This is a genomic window from Aestuariivirga sp. (genome assembly GCF_046093005.1).
GTDB lineage: Bacteria > Pseudomonadota > Alphaproteobacteria > Rhizobiales > Aestuariivirgaceae > Aestuariivirga.
Genome location: NZ_JBJTER010000096.1, coordinates 1 through 14,589 on the forward strand (window position 1 = coordinate 1; position 14,589 = coordinate 14,589).

The 14,589-nt window shown below is 64.0% G+C and carries 19 protein-coding genes; 17 read left to right on the forward strand and 2 right to left on the reverse strand.

Translation table 11 applies throughout. From position 1 onward, the window contains the following. Positions 1–70 precede the first annotated feature (70 nt). The 14 genes from rpsN (at position 71) to ACKOED_RS08515 (ending at position 8,511) form a co-directional block, all read left to right on the forward strand. Complete coding sequence (gene rpsN, locus ACKOED_RS08450) at positions 71–376, forward strand: 30S ribosomal protein S14 (protein WP_408916152.1); 306 nt, start codon at positions 71–73, stop codon at positions 374–376. Between the two features lie 25 nt (positions 377–401). After that, positions 402–800: a 30S ribosomal protein S8 gene (gene rpsH, locus ACKOED_RS08455; protein ID WP_408916153.1), complete on the forward strand. Its 399-nt coding sequence runs from the start codon at positions 402–404 to the stop codon at positions 798–800. 8 nt (positions 801–808) lie between these two features. After that, complete coding sequence (gene rplF / locus ACKOED_RS08460) at positions 809–1,342, forward strand: 50S ribosomal protein L6 (protein WP_408916154.1); 534 nt, start codon at positions 809–811, stop codon at positions 1,340–1,342. 12 nt (positions 1,343–1,354) lie between these two features. Beyond that, positions 1,355–1,711 (forward strand): 50S ribosomal protein L18, encoded by a 357-nt coding sequence (gene rplR, locus ACKOED_RS08465; RefSeq protein WP_408916155.1) that lies wholly within the window; start codon positions 1,355–1,357, stop codon positions 1,709–1,711. Between the two features lie 30 nt (positions 1,712–1,741). After that, the gene (gene rpsE / locus ACKOED_RS08470; RefSeq protein WP_408916156.1) at positions 1,742–2,311 is read left to right on the forward strand and encodes a 30S ribosomal protein S5; all 570 of its coding nucleotides are present in this window, start codon (positions 1,742–1,744) and stop codon (positions 2,309–2,311) included. 19 nt (positions 2,312–2,330) lie between these two features. Continuing rightward, a complete protein-coding gene (rpmD, locus tag ACKOED_RS08475) occupies positions 2,331–2,519 on the forward strand; it encodes a 50S ribosomal protein L30 (protein WP_408916157.1) in 189 nt (62 codons plus the stop codon). A gap of 12 nt (positions 2,520–2,531) precedes the next feature. Then, positions 2,532–3,017, forward strand: coding sequence for a 50S ribosomal protein L15 (gene rplO, locus ACKOED_RS08480; protein ID WP_408916158.1), 486 nt, complete (start codon positions 2,532–2,534; stop codon positions 3,015–3,017). 64 nt (positions 3,018–3,081) lie between these two features. Further along, positions 3,082–4,413 (forward strand): preprotein translocase subunit SecY, encoded by a 1,332-nt coding sequence (secY, locus tag ACKOED_RS08485; protein WP_408916159.1) that lies wholly within the window; start codon positions 3,082–3,084, stop codon positions 4,411–4,413. Next, positions 4,410–5,060, forward strand: a complete 651-nt coding sequence (locus ACKOED_RS08490) for an adenylate kinase (protein WP_408916160.1) — start codon at positions 4,410–4,412, stop codon at positions 5,058–5,060. The genes secY and ACKOED_RS08490 overlap by 4 nt, the downstream gene beginning before the upstream one ends. Positions 5,061–5,260: 200 nt before the next feature. Continuing rightward, positions 5,261–5,629, forward strand: coding sequence for a 30S ribosomal protein S13 (gene rpsM / locus ACKOED_RS08495; protein WP_408916161.1), 369 nt, complete (start codon positions 5,261–5,263; stop codon positions 5,627–5,629). Between the two features lie 13 nt (positions 5,630–5,642). After that, positions 5,643–6,032 (forward strand): 30S ribosomal protein S11, encoded by a 390-nt coding sequence (rpsK, locus tag ACKOED_RS08500; protein ID WP_408916162.1) that lies wholly within the window; start codon positions 5,643–5,645, stop codon positions 6,030–6,032. An 80-nt stretch (positions 6,033–6,112) separates the two neighbouring features. Next, a complete protein-coding gene (locus ACKOED_RS08505; RefSeq protein WP_408916163.1) occupies positions 6,113–7,135 on the forward strand; it encodes a DNA-directed RNA polymerase subunit alpha in 1,023 nt (340 codons plus the stop codon). Positions 7,136–7,185: 50 nt separating this feature from the next. Beyond that, entirely contained in the window at positions 7,186–7,611 is a 426-nt protein-coding gene (gene rplQ, locus ACKOED_RS08510) for a 50S ribosomal protein L17 (RefSeq protein WP_408916164.1), read from the forward strand. A gap of 177 nt (positions 7,612–7,788) precedes the next feature. Further along, positions 7,789–8,511, forward strand: a complete 723-nt coding sequence (locus tag ACKOED_RS08515) for a helix-turn-helix transcriptional regulator (protein WP_408916165.1) — start codon at positions 7,789–7,791, stop codon at positions 8,509–8,511. On the opposite strand, the gene ACKOED_RS08520 is transcribed toward ACKOED_RS08515, so the two are convergent. Continuing rightward, positions 8,508–9,695 carry a hypothetical protein gene (locus ACKOED_RS08520; protein ID WP_408916166.1) on the reverse strand — a complete coding sequence of 396 codons (1,188 nt, stop codon included), beginning with the start codon at positions 9,693–9,695 and terminating at the stop codon, positions 8,508–8,510. The genes ACKOED_RS08515 and ACKOED_RS08520 overlap by 4 nt on opposite strands. A gap of 107 nt (positions 9,696–9,802) precedes the next feature. Between ACKOED_RS08520 and ACKOED_RS08525 the strand changes: the two genes are divergently transcribed. Genes ACKOED_RS08525 through ACKOED_RS08535 form a run of 3 tightly spaced genes read left to right on the forward strand, consistent with a single transcriptional unit; the run spans position 9,803 to position 13,002 of the window. Next, positions 9,803–10,267: an Lrp/AsnC family transcriptional regulator gene (locus ACKOED_RS08525; protein ID WP_408916167.1), complete on the forward strand. Its 465-nt coding sequence runs from the start codon at positions 9,803–9,805 to the stop codon at positions 10,265–10,267. Between the two features lie 24 nt (positions 10,268–10,291). Next, positions 10,292–11,692, forward strand: coding sequence for a Do family serine endopeptidase (locus ACKOED_RS08530; protein ID WP_408916168.1), 1,401 nt, complete (start codon positions 10,292–10,294; stop codon positions 11,690–11,692). Continuing rightward, positions 11,689–13,002 (forward strand): replication-associated recombination protein A, encoded by a 1,314-nt coding sequence (locus tag ACKOED_RS08535; protein ID WP_408916169.1) that lies wholly within the window; start codon positions 11,689–11,691, stop codon positions 13,000–13,002. The genes ACKOED_RS08530 and ACKOED_RS08535 overlap by 4 nt, the downstream gene beginning before the upstream one ends. 9 nt (positions 13,003–13,011) lie before the next feature. On the opposite strand, the gene uvrA is transcribed toward ACKOED_RS08535, so the two are convergent. Then, positions 13,012–14,589: excinuclease ABC subunit UvrA (gene uvrA / locus ACKOED_RS08540; protein ID WP_408916170.1), on the reverse strand; the 1,578-nt coding region annotated here is incomplete at its 5' end.

Sequence of the window (14,589 nt, forward strand, 5' to 3'; positions counted from 1 at the left end):
CAATTTCCCCTTCCGCAAGCCCGCCCGCAAGGCGGCCTAAGAAACAGAACAAGGCTGAGGTAAAGCCCAAATGGCGAAGACGAGCTCGGTAGAGAAGAACAACCGCCGCCGCAAGATGGCGAAGCAGTACGCCGGAAAGCGTGCGCGGCTGAAGGCCATCATCCAGAACAAGTCGCTTCCGATCGAGGAGCGTTTTGCCGCGCAACTGAAGCTTTCCGAGCTTCCGCGCAATTCTGCCAAGACACGGATCCGCAACCGCTGCGAGGTTACGGGCCGCCCGCGTGCCTATTACCGTAAACTTAAGATGTCGCGTCTGGCGCTCCGCGAGATGGCCAATCTGGGGCTCATCCCCGGCATGGTCAAGTCGAGCTGGTAACAGATACGGACTTCAGGAGAGAAGAATGAGTGTGAATGATCCGATCGGCGACATGCTCGCTCGCATCCGGAACGCGCAGGAAAGGGGCAAGGCCAAGGTGGCCATCCCCCATTCGAAGCTGCGGGAAAATGTGCTGAACGTGCTGCAGTCCGAGGGCTTCATCCGCGGTTTCCCGGTGGTGCAACAGGGCGGCAACAAGGCCGAGATCGAAGTCGAGCTCAAGTATTTCGACGGCGCGCCGGTCATCCGCGAGTTGAACCGCATCTCGAAGCCGGGCCGCCGGGTCTATGCGTCGGTCTCGGCGCTTCCGACCGTCTACAACGGACTTGGCATTTCCATCCTGTCGACGCCGAAGGGCGTCATGTCGGACTCCGACGCCCGCGCGCAAAACGTCGGCGGCGAAGTTCTCTGCACCGTGTTCTGAGGCCAGCCATGTCCCGTATCGGCAAGAAACCAGTTCCCGTACCGGCCGGCGTCACCGTCAACGTCGCTGGCAGCAATGTTTCGGTCAAGGGCCCGAAGGGCGAGCTCAAATTCGTGCTCACCGACCGCGTGTTGGCCAAGATGGAGCAGGGCGGCGTCAAGGTCGACCCGCGCGACAAGAGCAAGCTCTCGCGCTCCGCCTGGGGCATGTCGCGCACCATGATCGCCAATATGATCAGGGGTGTGACGCAGGGCTATTCCAAGTCGCTCGAGATCAACGGCGTGGGCTACCGCGCCGCGGTGCAAGGCAAGGTGCTGAGCCTGGCGCTCGGCTACAGCCATGACATCAACTATCCGATCCCGGAGGGCATCGACATCAAGACGCCGAAGCCCACCGAGATCCAGATCTCGGGGATCGACAAGCAGCGGGTGGGCCAGGTCGCGGCCGAAATCCGTGAATTCCGCGGCCCCGAGCCCTACAAGGGCAAGGGCGTGAAATACGCGGGCGAGTATATCTTCCGCAAGGAAGGCAAGAAGAAGTAACGGGTGATGGCGATGGCTTCGAAATCTCAGAATCTCCGCAAGGCGCGGGTGCGCAAGGCGCTCGCGGCGCGCGGCGCGCTCCGCCCGCGGCTCTCGGTGTTCCGCTCCTCCAAGAACATCTATGCCCAGGTCATCGATGACCAGAAGGGCGTGACGCTGGCGGCCGCCTCGAGCCTCGAGAAGGACGTCAAGGGCGCGATCAAGACCGGCGCCGACAAGGCGGCCGCGGCGGCGATCGGCAAGCTGATCGCCGAGCGGGCGATCAAGGCCGGCGTCAAGGACGTGGTGTTCGACCGCGGCGGCTATCTCTATCACGGGCGCGTCAAGGCGCTCGCCGATGCCGCCCGCGAGGGCGGGCTGAATTTCTAATCTCTCCGGCGAAGGACAGGCGGAAAGCAAATGGCTAAGGAACGTTCGGAGCGCGGCGACCGCAAGGACCGCGACAACCGTGAGGAACGCGACAGCGAGTTCGTGGACAAGCTGGTTCACATCAACCGCGTCGCCAAGGTGGTGAAGGGCGGCAAGCGCTTCGGCTTCGCGGCGCTCGTGGTGGTGGGCGATCAGAAGGGCCGCGTCGGCTTTGGCCACGGCAAGGCGCGCGAAGTGCCGGAAGCGGTGCGCAAGGCGACCGAGTCCGCCAAGCGTGGCCTGATCCGCGTGCCGCTGCGCGAGGGCCGCACGCTGCATCATGACATCGACGGCCGCTGGGGTGCGGGCAAGGTCACGCTGCGCACCGCGCCGCCCGGAACCGGCATCATCGCCGGCGGCCCGATGCGCGCGGTGTTCGAATCCGTGGGCATGCAGGACGTGGTCGCCAAGTCCAAGGGCTCGTCCAACCCCTACAACATGGTCCGCGCCACCTTCGACGCGCTGAAGAAGCAGACGAGCCCGCGGGCCGTCGCCTCGCGCCGCGGCAAGAAGGTGGCCGAGGTGCTGCGCCGCCGTGGCGGCGAAGCCGTGGCCGAATAGCCTGAGGAGCGCGTCAGTCATGTCAAAATCCGCAAAGACGGTGACCATCCAGCAGATCGCCAGCCCGCAGCGCCGGCCAGCGGCGCAACGCGCCACGCTGATCGGGCTCGGCCTTAACAAGATGAACAAGACCTCGACCCTGCAGGACACGCCGGCGGTGCGCGGCATGATCGCCAAGGTCGCGCATCTGGTGCGCGTGGTGGAATAAGGAACGACAGCCATGAAGCTCAACGAGATCGCCGACAACCCCGGCTCCCGCCATGCCCGCAAACGCGTGGGCCGCGGCATCGGCTCCGGACTCGGCAAGACCGCCGGCCGCGGCGGCAAGGGACAGACGGCCCGCAAGGGCGGCGCCAAGGCCGGCTTCGAAGGCGGCCAGATGCCGATTTACCGGCGTCTGCCCAAGCGCGGCTTCAACAAGCCCAACGCGGTCGACTACAATGAAGTGAACCTCGGCCTGGTGCAGGCGGCCATCGATGCCAAGAGGCTCGACGCTTCGGCGCCGGTGACGGCTGCGGCGCTGGTCGCGGCCGGGGTGATCAAGGCGCCGCTGGGCGGCGTGCGGCTCCTGGGCAAGGGCGAACTCAAGACCAAGCTGGCCTTCGAAGTTTACCACGCCACGGCTGGCGCGGTGGCGGCGGTGGAGAAGGCCGGTGGCTCGGTCAAGCAGCTGAAGCCGGCGCCCGCGGCGCAGGACGCGAAGTAAGCTTGCAGGCGATGGTGAGGAACCCCACATCTGGGGTTCCTGTTAGCGGCGCGAGGACGAGAGCATGGCATCAGCGGCCGAACAACTTGCTGCCAATCTGAATCTTGGCGCGCTCGCCAAGTCCGAGGATCTGAAAAAGCGCATCTGGTTCACGCTCGGCGCACTCATCGTCTACCGGCTTGGCTGCTATATCCCGATACCCGGCATCGACGCTGCGGAACTCGCGAAGTTCGCGGCGCAGAATTCGTCAGGCATCCTCGGCTGGGTCAACAACCTGGCGGGCGGCGCGCTGGGCCGCATGGCGATCTTCGCGCTCAACATCATGCCCTATATCTCGGCCTCGATCATCATCCAGCTGATGACGGCGGTGTCGCCCCATCTTGAACAGCTGAAGAAAGAGGGCGAGCAGGGCCGCAAGAAGATCAACCAGTATACGCGCTACGGCACGGTGCTGCTGGCGGCGATGCAATCCTACGGGATTGCTGTGGGCCTCGAAGGCCAGCCCGGCCTGGTGACCGACCCTGGCATGTTCTTCCGCATTTCAACCGTCATCACGCTGACCGGCGGCACGGTATTTCTGATGTGGCTTGGCGAGCAGATCACCTCGCGCGGCATCGGCAATGGTATTTCGCTGATCATCTTCGCGGGCATCGTGGCGGGTCTTCCGGCTGGCATCGCGGGTCTTCTGGAGCTCGGGCGGACCGGTCAGATTTCTACCTTCGTCATCATCGGCATCATCATCATGGCGGTGGCGGTGATCGCCTTCATCGTGCTGATGGAGCGCGCTCAGCGCCGTCTGTTGATCCAGTATCCGAAGCGGCAGGTGGGCAACAAGATGTTCCAGGGCGAGAGCTCTCACCTGCCATTGAAGCTCAACACCTCGGGCGTGATTCCGCCGATCTTCGCCTCGTCGCTGCTGCTGCTGCCGATGACCGTCGCCGGCTTCACCCAGGGTCAGGGTCCGGACTGGCTCAACACGATGACCGCCATGCTCGGTCATGGCCAGCCCTTGTTCCTGTTCCTTTATGCGGTGTTGATCATCTTCTTCGCGTTCTTCTACACCTCGATCATGTTCAATCCGAAGGAAACGGCGGAGAACCTGAAAAAATACGGCGGCTTTATTCCGGGCATCCGGCCCGGCGAGCGGACCGCCGAATACATCGACTATGTGCTGACCCGCATCACCGTCATCGGCGCGCTCTACCTCACCGTGGTCTGCCTGCTGCCGGAGTTTCTGATCGGCTACACCGGCATCCCATTCTACTTCGGCGGCACCTCCCTGCTGATCGTCGTGAGCGTCACCATGGATACAGTGGCGCAGGTGCAGGGGCATCTGCTGGCCCAGCAATATGAGGGCCTGATCAAGAAGTCCAAGCTGCGCGGAGGCAAGCGGTGAACCTGATCCTGCTCGGCCCTCCGGGCGCCGGCAAGGGCACCCAGGCGAAGCTGTTCGAGGAGCGCCATGGCCTGAAACAGCTCTCAACGGGCGAGATGCTGCGCGCGGCGGTTGCCGCGGGAACGGAAACCGGCCGCAAGGCCAAAGCGATCATGGACCGGGGCGAACTGGTGCCGGATGAGGTGGTGGTGGGCATCATCGCCGACCGGCTTGGCCAGCCAGACGTGAAGAAGGGTTTCATTCTCGATGGTTTCCCGCGCAACACCGCCCAGGCGGAAGCGCTGGACAAGATGCTGGCCGGCAAGGGGCTGAAGCTCCATGCGGTCATTGAAATGAAGGTTGACGACGAAGCCCTGGTGGAGCGCATCACTGGCCGTTACACCTGCGCCGCCTGCGGCAAGGGCTATCACGACCGGTTCGAGATGCCGAAAGTTTCGGGCGTGTGCGATGCCTGCGGGGGAACCCAGTTCACGCGGCGCGCCGACGACAACGAGAAGACGGTCCGTGACCGGCTTACCGTCTACAACAATCAAACCGCGCCGCTGGTTGCGTATTATGGCGGGCGCGGGACGCTGAAGACCATCGACGGCATGGCGGAGATCGGCGAGGTGACCCGCCAGATCGAAGCGGTGCTGAAGGGGCTGTGAAAACCGGGTTTGAGGCCATTCTGGAGGTTGACGCGCATGCGATTCCCCTCTAGAAGCCGCTCCAATCTCGGTCGAGGACAGGCTGGCTTCAGGGGGAATTGCCCCTTGGGGTACGGCCTTATGCCTTTGGAAGCGTTGCCCGGCCTGTGGAACTGATTGAATCTTTCGGCGCAAGCCGTTGAAAAACTAGGAGAAAAAGCGTGGCCCGCATAGCAGGCGTCAACATTCCCACGAACAAGCCGGTGGCCATTGCCCTGCGCTACATTTATGGCATCGGGCCAGTCAACGCTGTCGAGATCTGCGAGAAGACCAAGATTCCGGTGGCCAAGCGCGTGAACGAGCTTTCGGACGCCGAAGTGCTGGCGATCCGCGAGATCATCGATCGCGACTATGTGGTGGAGGGCGACCTTCGCCGCGAGGTGTCGATCAACATCAAGCGCCTCGTCGATCTGGGCTGCTATCGCGGTCTCCGCCACCGCAAGGGACTGCCGGTGCGCGGTCAGCGCACCCACACCAACGCGCGCACCCGCAAGGGCCCCGCCAAAGCAATCGCCGGCAAGAAGAAGTAGAGGCTGAACAGACATGGCTAAGGAAGCGCAACGTCCGCGCCGCAAGGAACGCAAGAACATCTCGTCTGGCGTGGTCCATGTGAATTCGTCGTTCAACAACACGATGATCACCATCACCGATGTGCAGGGCAATGCCATCGTGTGGGCCTCGGCCGGCAAACTCGGCTTCAAGGGCTCGCGCAAGTCGACGCCTTATGCCGCGCAGGTGGCCGCCGAGCAGGTTGGCCGCGCCGCCATGGAACATGGCATGCGCACCGTTGAGGTCGAAGTTTCGGGTCCTGGCGGCGGCCGTGAATCGGCCCTGCGCGCGCTGCAGGCCTGTGGCCTTCAGGTGACCTCGATCCGCGACGTGACCCCCATTCCGCACAACGGCTGCCGTCCCCCGAAGCGCCGCCGCGTCTGAGCCATCGCGGCACAGCGTTATTCGTGAAGCGCGGCGCGCCCCAGGGCAAGCGCCGGATGTTCGACAGGAAGCAATAAGAGATGCATGTGAACCAAAAGAACTGGCAGGAACTGATCCGTCCGTCGAAGCTCGAGGTTCAGGCTGGCCGCGACCGCCGCCGCGTGGCCACCTTTGTCGCGGAGCCGCTCGAGCGCGGCTTCGGCACCACCCTCGGCAATGCGCTCCGCCGGGTGCTGCTCTCCTCGCTGCAGGGCGCGGCCGTGACGTCGGTCCATATCGATGGCGTGTTGCATGAGTTCTCCTCGATCGCGGGCGTGCGCGAGGATGTGACGGACATGATCCTGAACATCAAGGAAATCGCCATTTCCATGCAGGGCGAGGGGCCGAAGCGCCTGGTTCTGCGCAAGGAAGGCCCGGGCGTGGTGCGCGCCGGCGACATCCAGACCTCCGGCGACATCCACATCCTCAACCCCGAGCATGTGATCTGCACGCTCGACCAGGGTGCTGAAATCCGTATTGAATTCTCGGTGAACACCGGCAAGGGCTATGTGTCCGCCGAACGCAACCGCCCCGAAGACGCGCCGATCGGTCTGATCCCGGTTGATTCGATCTACAGCCCGGTGAAGCGCGTGTCGTTCAAGATCGAGAACACCCGCGAGGGCCAGATCCTGGACTATGACAAGCTCACCATGAACGTGGAAACCGATGGTTCGGTGTCGCCCGAGGATGCCGTTGCCTATGCGGCCCGCATCCTGCAGGACCAGCTTTCGGTGTTCATCAACTTCTCGGAGCCGTCCAAGGCGATCATCGAGGAGTCGCGCCCCGAGCTCGAATTCAACGCCGCGTTGCTCAAGAAGGTGGACGAGCTCGAGCTTTCCGTGCGCTCCGCCAACTGCCTGAAGAACGACAACATCGTCTACATCGGCGACCTGATCCAGAAGACCGAGGCGGAGATGCTCCGCACCCCGAATTTCGGCCGCAAGTCGCTGAACGAAATCAAGGAAGTGCTTGCCCAGATGGGCCTGCACCTCGGCATGGAAGTGCCGAACTGGCCGCCTGAGAACATCGAAGAGCTGGCCAAGAAGTACGAGCAACATTATTGAGAACCCGGCTGGCGCCTCTCTGGGGGTGCCGCGAGTGAAGGAGAACGGTTATGCGTCATGGTTTCAGGGGCCGGCGGTTCAACCGCACGGCGGAGCACCGCGGGGCGATGTTTGCCAACATGGCGGCCGCATTGATCAAGCATGAGCAGATCGTGACGACGCTGCCCAAGGCGAAGGACTTGCGCCCCGTGGTTGAGAAGCTGGTCACGCTGGCCAAGCGGGGCGGGTTGCATTCCCGGCGCATGGCCATGGCGCAACTCGGGGACGATGCCCAGGTCAGGAAACTGTTCGACGTTCTGGCCGCGCGCTATGCGGGGCGGAATGGCGGCTATCTCCGCATCATGAAGGCCGGCTTCCGCTTTGGCGACCAGGCGCCGATGGCGGTCATCGAATTCGTCGATCGCGATGTCAACGCGCGGGGTCAGGATTCGGGTCCAAGCCAGAAAGTTGAAGAGGCCGCGGAAGCCGCGGCCTGATTACGGCGTCATTTCCTCTTGTCAGGGCGGCCCATTGGGCTGCCCTTTTTTTTGCCAGGACGTTGGATTATTTCCTGTTGAAGTACAACGGGAGGTGATAGAAATTAACTATGTTGAAATTCTTAAACTAGAAATTGAAAACGGGGTGGCGGGAACCAAGTTCCTGGATGTGGTGGGATGAGCAACCGTTTCGACATATTCAGCGCGAGTCAGGAGCCTTTCGCCGACTCAGGAGAGTCAGCCTGCTTCCTGCGATCGGCGCGTGACCGCTTCGGGGTCCTGAACCTTTCATACTGGTTTCTCGGCTCTTCAAATGCCGTGCCGGACCGGATGACCTGGTTCTCCACTTATGATGAGAATTATACCGCCATCTACATGCGGGACTATTCGCCTCTGAAGGACCGCGCGTTCCATCTTTGTTTCAGCCGCCTGCTGCCGCTCGACTGGGAGGAAGCGCGCAACAAGGATGAAACCGTGCAGAATATCCATGAAGTGGCGGAAAGCTTTGGAATTGGGCGCCATGGCATCTCAATTCCGATTCGCGAGCCAGGCGTTGGCGACGCGATGTTCTCGGTGAATTTCGAATGCGATGACCGGGAATGGGGTCAGGTCCGGAAGGATATTGCCACGGAACTGCATCTGTTTGCGCACTACTATCACCAGCGGATGAAGAAGCTGGTTTCCGCCCGCCCGACGAGCGCCGAGTTCGACCTGAGTCCGCGCGAGCGCGAGGTGCTGCAATGGGCGGCCGAAGGCAAGACTGCCTGGGAAACCGCCCAGCTGCTGAAGCTCAGCGAAAGCGCCATCAACCTCTATTCAGCCAAGGCGATGAACAAGCTGCGCGCCCGCACCAAGACCCAGGCCGTCGCCATCGCCTTGCGCTATTCGATGCTGAATTAGACGCCGGTGTAGGCCCTCGCAACCGGTATCACCTCATGGGCGCCGTAGCCGTTGAAGCGGGTTGAGGTGGCAATCCCGTAGGCTCCCAGCATGCCGAATTCGATATAGTCGTCCTCGCGCAGGTCCGCGGGCAGATCAAGCCGGGCGGGCAGCACGTCCAGCGGATCGCAGGTCGGGCCGAATGCCTTCCAGGCCTTCGTCCGGCCTTCCAGCACAACGCCGTCACGGATCGCGCGATAGGGCGGCTGCAGTTCGGGAACCTGCATGAATTCCATGAGGCCGCCATAGACGCCGTCATTGAGGAAGATGTCATCGCCGACAGAGCACACCAGCTTGACGCGCGTCAGCAGCGACATCGATGAGGCCACGAGGCCGCGGCCCGGCTCGCACTCCAGCTGCGGTACGGCCTCCTTGCCGAAGCAGCGCACGGCGGCTTCGGAAACAGCGGAGAAGAAATCGCCCAGCGGGGCCGGCTGGCTTAGCGGATAGCGGGCCGGAAAGCCGCCGCCGACATTGAGCGTGCGCAGGGTGATGCCGGCCGTCTTTGCGATGCGCTGTGCCGCCTCGATGTGGCGCACATATACGGCGGGATCGCGCGATTGCGAACCCGGGTGGAAAGTCAGCACCGGCACCAAGCCGCGCTGCGCGATATCCTGCAGCAGTTCCGCGGCGATATGCTCGGGCGCGCCGAACTTGGTCGAAAAATCATGCGCGGACGCGCCGCGGTCGCGCGGCAGCACGAAACGCACGGCGATTTCGACCGATGCGTCGCGGCCGGTGATGTCAGCGATCTTGGCAACTTCCTCGCGCGCGTCGGCGGCAAAGCGGCGGCAGCCGTAGCGGTGATACGCGTCGAAGATCTCGCGGCGGGACTTGACCGGGTTGTGATAGTGAAAGTGCGCCTTCGGCTGCACGGCATGGACCTGTGCCATCTCCTGCACCGAGGCCACGTCCCAATGCTGCAGGCCGGCGCGGGCGAGCGTGGCGAGCACCTCGCGCGAGGGGTTTGACTTGACCGCGAAGCTGACCAGGCCGGGGAAGCCTTTGCGGAATGTGGCATAGCTGGCCTCAAGCGCGGCGGCGCTGAAGCAGAACACCGGCGCGTCCGGGCGCATCACGCGCGCCACCTCGGGAGCATCGGCATGCAAGACCTCGAAAACCGCGCTTTTCACGAGCTGGGCCATTTCAACCTCCATGTCGGCCCGTCAGGCGGACCGGCGCGGAAAATGGGACCCCGGCCTGTTGGATAAAAGACGGCATTGTGCTGAATTGTGCCGGTTGAGTCGTCATTATGACGGCGGAGGCCCCCAATTCGACGATGATCCAGGTCACGCCCAAGGATGAGGAGCTCATCGCGCTCCTGAAGGCCGACTCGCGCGAGCCGGTCGCCTCGCTGGCGCGCAAGCTCGGCCTGTCGCGCACGACCGTGCAGGACCGGCTGGCGCGGCTGAAGGAGGCCGGCGTCATCGCCGCCTTCACCATCAAGCTGGCGCGCGAGGCCGAGGACGGCGGCATGCGCGCCTTCGTGACGCTGGCGGTCGAGCCGCGCCGCCAGGTGGAACTCGGACGCCGGCTGGCGCGCTTCCCGCAGGTTGAGACCTTGCACACGGTGAGCGGGAAATTCGACCTCATCGCCCAGGTCCGGACCGTTTCATCGGAGGACATGGACCGCCTGATTGATGAGATCGGGCAGATTCCCGGGGTCACACGGATCGAAACTTCGGTCATCTTGTCGACAAAGCTTGACCGCAGATAGGAGCTTTCGCTCGAAAGGATTGACATGCGTTTCCTGATCCTCGCCATGGCCGCAAGCCTGTTTCTGTTCGCTGCCGCTCCGCTGCGCGCCGAGGAGATCGTGCCCAGCTCCGCTGCCGAGGTGCAATTGTCCTTCGCGCCCATCGTCAAGCGGACGGCGCCGGCGGTCGTCAATGTGTATGCCAAGCGAATCACGGTGTCGCGCGGCGGCGGGTTGTTCGAGGATCCGTTCTTCCGCCGCTTCTTCGGCGACGATGGGTCATTCGGCCGGCCGCGGGAGCGGGTGCAGAATTCGCTGGGCTCCGGCGTGATCGTCGATCCAAAGGGGCTGATCGTCACCAACCATCATGTCATCGCCGAGGGCACCGACATCACGGTCGTGCTGGCTGACCGGCGCGAGTTCGAGGCGAAGGTGCTGCTCAAGGACGAGCGCACCGATCTCGCGGTCCTCAAGATCGATGTGCCGGACGAGGAATTGCCGGCACTGGGCCTGGGCGACTCGGACGCGCTCGAGGTTGGCGATCTGGTGCTGGCGATCGGCAATCCATTCGGCGTGGGCCAGACGGTCACCAGCGGCATTGTCTCGGCGCTGGCCCGCACCAGCGTGGGCGTGAGCGACTACCAGTTCTTCATCCAGACCGATGCCGCCATCAACCCCGGCAACTCCGGCGGCGCGCTGGTCAATGGCAAGGGGCAGCTCATCGGCATCAACACCGCGATCTTCTCGCGCGGCGGCGGCTCCATCGGCATCGGCTTTGCGATTCCCGCCAACATGGTGAAAACCGTGGTGGCCACCGCGGAAAGCGGCGGCGAGGCGATCCGCCGGCCGTGGATCGGCGCCGAGGTGCAGAATGTGTCCTCCGACATTGCCGCCTCGCTCGGCATGGCGCGGCCGGAGGGCGCGCTGATCGTGAGCCTCCACCCGGAAAGCCCGCTTGCCGCCGCCGGACTGAAGCGCGGCGACATTGTTCTTGCGGTGGAGGGCAAGCCCGTGGAAAGCGCCCAGGAGCTCGGCTATCGGGTGGCCACGACGGCGATCGGCTCAACCACCATCGTCGAGTACCAGCGCAAGGGTGAGCGCCGGGAGACCCAGGTCACGATGATTGCCGCGCCGGAAACGGTGGCGCGCGCCACCACCCTGATCAAGGGCAACAATCCGCTGGCGGGCGCGGTGATATCGAATCTTTCGCCCGCCGTTGCGGATGAACTCGATCTGCCATCGGAGGCAACGGGCGTGGCGGTCGCCAAGATCGAAGGTGGCCCCGCCGCGCGCTTCATGAAACAGGGCGATATGATCCTCGAGGTCAACGGCCGCGAAATCGACAGCGTTGAGACCCTGAAAGCGCTTCTGGAAGATGAGACAAGCGCCTGGCGGATCGCCCTGAAGCGTGGCGGGCGGGTGCTCAAGATCGCCATCGGCGGATGAGCGCAAACCTGTTCGATGCCGCCGGCATGGGCAAGGACGCGCCGCGTCCGCTGGCCGACCGGTTGCGCCCGCAGAAGCTCGCGGACGTCGTCGGACAGGATCATCTCGTGGGCCCCGCGGGCGTCATCACCCGTATGCTGGCGGCGGGGCGCATCCCGTCGATCATCCTGTGGGGGCCGCCGGGCACCGGCAAGACCACCATCGCAAGGCTGCTGGCGGGCGAGACGGGGCTCGCCTTCGAGCAGATCTCGGCGATCTTCGCGGGCGTCGCGGACCTCAAGAAAGTGTTCGAGCAGGCGCCCATCCGGCGCGAGCAGGGGCGGGGCACGCTGCTGTTCGTGGACGAGATCCACCGTTTCAACAAGTCACAGCAGGATTCCTTCCTTCCCTATGTCGAGGACGGCACGGTGATCCTGGTGGGGGCGACGACCGAGAACCCGTCCTTCGAACTCAATGGCGCGTTGCTGTCGCGCGCCCAGGTGCTGGTGCTGAACCGGCTCGATGCGGCGGCGCTTGACGCATTGATCGGGCGCGCAGAAATGTTCGAGCGCCGGGCGCTTCCCGCCACAGCGGAGGCGCGCATGGCGATGATCGCCATGGCGGATGGCGACGGGCGCTATTTTCTCAATATTCTGGAGGAGGTGTTCGCCGCCGTGCCGGAGGGCGGCGCGCCGCTCGACCCGGAAAGCCTGGCGTGGAGCGTGCAGAAGCGGCTGCCGCTTTATGACAAGGCGGCGGACGGGCATTACAATCTGATCTCGGCGCTGCATAAATCCGTGCGCGGCTCCGACCCCGATGCGGCACTTTACTATCTGGCCCGCATGCTGGTGGCGGGCGAGGACCCGCTGTTCATCGCCCGCCGCGTGGTGCGGATGGCGGTGGAGGATGTGGGTCTCGCCGACCCCGAGGCGCTGCACCAGGCGCTGGCCGCCAAGGAGACCTATGATTTTCTCGGCAGCCCGGAAGGCGAGCTGGCGATCGCCCAGGCGGTCGTCTATGTGGCGGCCGCGCCAAAATCCAACGCGCTCTACAAGGCGTGGAAACAGGCCAGCGAACGCGCGAAGCAAACCGGCTCGCTGATGCCACCCAAGATCATCCTCAACGCGCCGACCAAGCTGATGAAGCAGCAGGACTATGGCGCAGGCTACCGCTATGACCATGACGAGCCCGATGGTTTTTCCGGCCAGAATTACTTTCCGGACGGCATGGGCCGGGAAAGCTATTACGAACCGGTGGAACGGGGCTTCGAACGCGAAGTGCGTAAACGGCTCGAATACTGGGCGAAGCTCAGGAGGGAACGGCAGGGGTAGGGGAGACCCTTACTCCGCCGCCTCGCGCTTTCCGCGCCGCAGCGCGTCCTTGAGGAAGCGGCCCGTGTAGCTGCGCTTTTCCCGCACCACATCCTCCGGCGTGCCGGCCACCACGATCTCGCCGCCGCCGTCGCCGCCTTCGGGCCCCAGGTCCAGGATCCAGTCGGCGGTCTTGATGACCTCGAGATTGTGCTCGATCACCACCACGCTATTGCCCTGGTCCACGAGCTCGTGCAGCACTTCGAGCAGCTTCTTCACGTCGTGGAAGTGCAGTCCGGTGGTGGGCTCGTCGAGCAGGTAAAGCGTGCGGCCGGTGGCGCGCTTGGAGAGTTCCTTGGCGAGTTTCACGCGCTGCGCCTCGCCGCCCGACAGCGTGGTGGCCTGCTGGCCGACCTTGATGTAGCCGAGGCCGACGCGCTCCAGCGTTTCCATCTTGTCGCGCACGCTGGGCACGGCGCGGAAGAATTCGCCCGCTTCCGTCACCGTCATCTCCAGCACATCGGCGATCGACTTGTCCTTGAATTTGATCTCGAGGGTTTCGCGGTTGTAGCGGTGGCCGTGGCAGGCGTCACAGGTGACATAGACATCGGGCAGGAAGTGCATCTCGATCTTGATGACACCGTCGCCCTGGCAGGTTTCGCAGCGCCCGCCCTTGACGTTGAAGGAGAAGCGGCCCGGTTCATAGCCGCGGGCCTTGGCTTCGGGGAGCCCCGCGAACCAGTCGCGGATCGGCGTGAAGGCGCCGGTGTAGGTGGCGGGGTTGGACCGCGGCGTGCGGCCGATCGGGCTCTGGTCAATGTCGATGATCTTGTCGAGGAATTCGAGGCCCTCGATGCGGTCATGCTCGGCCGGCGCCTCGCGCGTGCCCATCAGCTTGCGCGCCGCGGCGCGGTAGACGGTGTCGATCAGCAGGGTTGACTTGCCGCCGCCCGACACACCGGTCACGCAGGTGAAGACGCCCAAGGGTATTTCGGCGGAAATATTCTTGAGGTTGTTGGCGCGCGCACCCTTGACGCGGATCGAACGGCCCTTCTGCCATTTGCGGCGCAGGCCGGGCAACGGCACCTGCTGCTCGCCCGTCAGATACTGACCGGTCAATGATTTCGGATTGGCCATGATTTCCGGCGGCGTTCCTTGAGCCACCACCCGGCCGCCATGGACGCCGGCGCCAGGGCCGATGTCGACCACATAGTCCGCCATGCGGATCGCGTCCTCGTCATGCTCGACGACGATCACCGTATTGCCAAGGTCGCGGAGATGCACCAGCGTATCGAGCAGGCGGGCATTGTCGCGCTGGTGCAGGCCGATCGACGGTTCGTCCAGCACATAGAGCACGCCGGTGAGGCCCGAGCCGATCTGCGAGGCGAGCCGGATGCGCTGGCTCTCGCCGCCTGACAGCGTGCCGGAGGTGCGCGACAGGGTGAGGTAATCGAGCCCGACATCGACCAGGAATTTCAGCCGCTCGCGGATTTCCTTCAGGATGCGCGCGGCGATCTCGTTGTCCTTCGCCTTCAGCTTCTTCGGCAGGCTGGAGAACCAGGGCAACAGCGTGGTGGTGATTGAGCACAATCTCGAAGTCATCAAGAC